The 3922-nt window shown below is 65.8% G+C and carries 3 protein-coding genes and 2 pseudogenes; 2 read left to right on the top strand and 3 right to left on the bottom strand.

Annotation, left to right across the window (positions count from 1 at the left end):
- Positions 1 to 125, bottom strand: a pseudogene (locus tag ACWCQ6_RS36205) (IS701 family transposase); the annotation flags it as partial.
- Between the two features lie 115 nt (positions 126 to 240).
- On the opposite strand from ACWCQ6_RS36205, the gene ACWCQ6_RS36200 reads away from it, so the two are divergent.
- Together ACWCQ6_RS36200 and ACWCQ6_RS36195 are read left to right on the top strand one after the other, a co-directional pair.
- Positions 241 to 600 (top strand): hypothetical protein, encoded by a 360-nt coding sequence (locus ACWCQ6_RS36200; protein WP_451096623.1) that lies wholly within the window; start codon positions 241 to 243, stop codon positions 598 to 600.
- A gap of 2 nt (positions 601 to 602) precedes the next feature.
- The gene (locus ACWCQ6_RS36195; protein ID WP_451096621.1) at positions 603 to 1226 is read left to right on the top strand and encodes a hypothetical protein; all 624 of its coding nucleotides are present in this window, start codon (positions 603 to 605) and stop codon (positions 1224 to 1226) included.
- Between the two features lie 472 nt (positions 1227 to 1698).
- Here the strand turns inward: ACWCQ6_RS36195 and ltrA are convergent, their stop codons facing one another.
- Both ltrA and ACWCQ6_RS36185 read right to left on the bottom strand, forming a co-directional pair.
- Entirely contained in the window at positions 1699 to 3225 is a 1527-nt protein-coding gene (ltrA, locus tag ACWCQ6_RS36190) for a group II intron reverse transcriptase/maturase (protein ID WP_451096619.1), read from the bottom strand.
- A 594-nt stretch (positions 3226 to 3819) separates the two neighbouring features.
- Positions 3820 to 3922, bottom strand: a pseudogene (locus ACWCQ6_RS36185) (ATP-binding protein); the annotation flags it as partial.

Below are 3922 nucleotides of genomic sequence, written 5' to 3'. Positions count from 1 at the left end.
GAGAGCGTGATGTGCCAGTACCAGGCCCGGTAGTGCCGGACTTGGTAGTGGTCCAGGCCGCACTCGCCCTTGGCGGTCTGGAAGCACTCCTCCACCGCCCACCGCGCGGCGGCCACCTTGACCAGGTGTCGGCGTACGGACTTTCCTCCCCAGTTGCGTACGGGCGAACGGGCTCTGTCGCTGATCTTGTTTGCGCCGTGAGGCGCTGTTGGTTCGAGTGGAGGTGGAAGACCACGGTCGATGGGCTCCTTCGCTCGCGCGCTCGAGGACTTCTTCACCCTCCGCGGCCTGTCCCTGCCCACCGACCAGGCCGAACGGCTCGCCGCCGGGCGACGCAAGCGTCGCGTCGACGCCGTCCCCGAAACTCTCCGTCCCGCCGTCCTCGCCTTCGACGGCTCCCGGATGCGGGCCCAGGACCGGGCCCGCCGGGCCGGCACCCGGCCCCGCAGCGACCACACCCTGGAAACCGCCCTGGCCATCCTGCGTGACCTGGCCCTCTTCCTCGTCGAGCACCGTGGCAAGGACGACTGGGCCCTGGTCGACGTTCACGACGTCGAAGCCTTCCTGGCCACCTGCCCCGGGCCCGCAAGCGGCGGCTGACCGTGCTGCGGCAGTTCTTCCGCTTCGCCCGCTCCAAGCACATCGTGCTGGTCGACCCGACACGGACTTTGACCGCGAAGGAGCCGAACGGCTTCCGCGGCCGCACCCTCACCCTCGACCAGCAGCGCGACCTCTTCCGCCGCTGGACCACCAACGAGGATGTCCACCCGCACGAGGCCCTGGTCGGCATGCTTGCCCTGCTGCACGGCGCCTCCAGCTCCGAGGCCCGGATGCTGCAGGTCACCGACATCGACCCGGTGCCCCAGAGCGTCCGGCTCGGCAAGCGGCCCCACCCCGTCCCCCTTGACCCGGCCTCCTGGGATGTACTGCGACGCTGCCTGGCCCACCGCGAGGCATGGCCGACGGCCAACCCGCACGTCATGGTCACCAAAGGAACCAAGGCCGGGCGAAGCCCGGCCTCAACTGCCTATCTGTCTCACGTCCTTGACGCCTGCGGATACCCGCCCCGGACGATCCGCAGCACCCGCCTCGTCGACCTCGTGAACACCATGGACCCCAAACTGGTCGCGGCCGCCTTCGGCATGGACCCACAAGCCGCCCTGATCTATCTCGCCGACCACATCGACGAGGGGCGACTTCCTGCCTCGGAGCCGGGCCGGAAATGACGAGAGACAGCACCGGAGACTCCCGCAAAATTGCGGCCATGACCGTCTTCTCCTGCAGTGCCTGTCAGCAGCGAATCAGCCCCGACCTCCGGGAAGTACCAATGCCGCCGCCGGTAACGGAGGAAGCCCCCGGACACAGGTTCCTGCCGCCGCTGATGCCGCGCGGATCGTATGCGGTCAGCCCTCACGCCGGCGTGTTCGTCCTCAACCCCGACGACATCTCAGGAGTGGCCAGACACCCTTACCGCGGGCGCCTCAACGGATGCTGCGGACTCGACGGCTTGGACGGCCCTTCTCGTAACGCTTCGAGATGACCTGGAAGACCAGGTTCGCCTCGGCTCGTTCGAGGGGCTGGTGTTGGGTCGGGGGCGGGACGCCGTGCACCGTTTCCGGTGTCGGTTTTCCCATCCCCGCCCGCCGAACCGGACGTGCCCGTTGGCCGGGCATCCGGCTCTCCACGTGATCCAATGAATCAGGCGAGGTATTCGCTGACCTGGCCGACGAAGGCCACATCGTCGTGGCTGGTCCGGCGGAAACGTGCTCCGCCCGGATTGACCTCGTCGATGTTGTAGCGCGTGCTGATCTTCGCTCCGCGGAAGCGGTAGCGCTCGACCCGCATTTTCGCCGGGTTGTAGAGGACGAGCCCGCCCTCGGTGATGCGGTCCGCCCCGTAGTAGCGGCGGCGCAACTGTTTCCAGGTCACGCGGGGATGCTTGTAGCGAATCCAATGGATCAGTCTCCACCATGCGTACCAGCCGAGGTAGGAGAACGTCTTCTTGGATGCGCCGTAGCGGAAATAGGCGGCCCAGCCCCGAAGGACCGGGTTGACTGTCCGCAGCACCTCCTCCAACGAGAGCGATGTCGTGCTTCGCCCCGTCAGTTTCTTGATCTTGTGCATCACCGATGCCAAGGCTTGCTTGGACGGAATGGTGAGCACGACACGACGGCCGTCGCCCCAGGATCTCCGCTGGATGTGGAATCCGAGGAAGACGAATCCGTCGTCGATGTGGGTGATGTGGGTCTTCTCGACCGAGAGGGTCATCTTCAACCTGCTGGCCAGCAGTTCGCCGATCTCCGCTTTGAGCGATTCGGCCTCGGATTTCGTCCCGTGCACGAGCACGATGAAGTCGTCGGCATAACGCACGAGCCGGAAGTTCGGCCGCCCCATCCGGCGCCGGTATTGCCGACGCCAGGGCGGGGTCATCTCTGTGTTCCAGATCCGCGAGAAATGCCGGTCCAGTACCGAGAGATAGATGTTGGCCAGCAGCGGGGAGGCGACTCCTCCTTGCGGAGTCCCCGTGAGGGTCTCCGCGAATCCACCGTGCCTCTCGACAACCCCGGCCCGCAGAAACGCGCTGACCAGCCGCAGGACCTTGCGGTCCTTGACGCGCTCGGCCACCAGGTCCATCAGAACGTGGTGGTCGACGTTGTCGAAGCAAGCCTTGATGTCGCCCTCGATGACCCACTCGTAGGTCGACGGCTTGCAGGTGAAGTGGTGGATCTCGGCGATGGCATCCTGGGCCCGACGGCCTGGCCGATACCCGTAGCTGGACGGATAGAAATCGGCCTCGAAAATCGGTTCCAGGACCAGCTTGAGCGCCATCTGCGCGACGCGGTCCCGCAGGGTCGGGATGCCCAGGTAACGGAATTTGCCGTTCTTCTTGGGAATCACTGCTTGCTTGACCGGCAACGCGGTGAAGGAGCCGTCCTTGAGTGAGGAGCGAAGCTCCTCCAGGAACGGAATCACTCCCTGGCGTTCCTCGACGTGGTAGCGGGTGACCGCGTCCACGCCTGCTGTCCTGGCACCCCGGTTGCCAGACACCCGCTCCCAGGCCACCAACAAGGTGGCCCGGTCGCAGATCAAGTTGAATACATCATCGAACCGGCGGTCCGGCTCGTTCCTTGCCCATCGGTGCAGCTTGATCTGATGATCGAGTACCCGCCGCTCGGCCGTCATACTGCCCGGCCAAGTTGTCGGCGGCGCGTCGTTATTCAACAACGTTCCTCCCCGACAGCAGTCCTGCTGCCATCACGCTGTCGCCCTTCCCCATGTGACCGGCTTTCCCGGCCTCCGAGTACTACGGCGACTCCGCCACGATCTGGTGTCATCAGCGGGCATTGCGCCTGCCCGCCGCCCGGCTGGCCGCCGGACGGGAAGGGCGATGCCAGATCGCTTCCCACGTTCACTGAGAATCTCTGTGACGGCTTCGGTGCCCAGCTATACCCCGGCAGCATCGCCACGGACCGCACATCGCAGTCTTGGTCCGGGCCTCCCGACGCCCATAGGCTAAAGACGTCGAAAGAGGAGATCCCATCGGCTATGGCGATCTCCAGCACTGCAAAGCGGCCCATCCACCAGGTTCGGCAGGCCGCTGACGACTCACGGGACGTCAACCACTGGTTCAGTTTCCTTGCACCCATTCCGTCTTCGCTTGCGGGCACGAACCGTCTGGTGGTGTCGATCCGCCCCTACGTTGTCGAGGCTGCTTCCGGCCTCACCCCCAACCCGGGGTTCAACCTGCCTCCAGCTTCAACCAGTCCCTGCGAGGACTGGCGGCGGGCCTCTCATCCCGCGAGATCCATCAGCGCCTCGTGGCGCACAGCCGACTTCGTCGACCACGAGAACGCTGGGCCGTAGGTAGGTGCCGAGCTTGTTCGTCAGACGGCCGGCGGCCTCGGCGGCTTTGAGGTTGCGG

This window comes from Streptomyces sp. NPDC001880, from assembly GCF_053594575.1.
The sequence above is the reverse complement of the archived record's forward strand: the minus strand, read 5'-3'. Positions and strand labels throughout refer to the sequence as shown.

Excerpts from the sequence above, each read along its gene's own strand:
- ACWCQ6_RS36200 (WP_451096623.1), top strand. The coding sequence starts at position 241 with ATGGGCTCCTTCGCTCGCGCGCTCGAGGACTTCTTCACCCTCCGCGGC.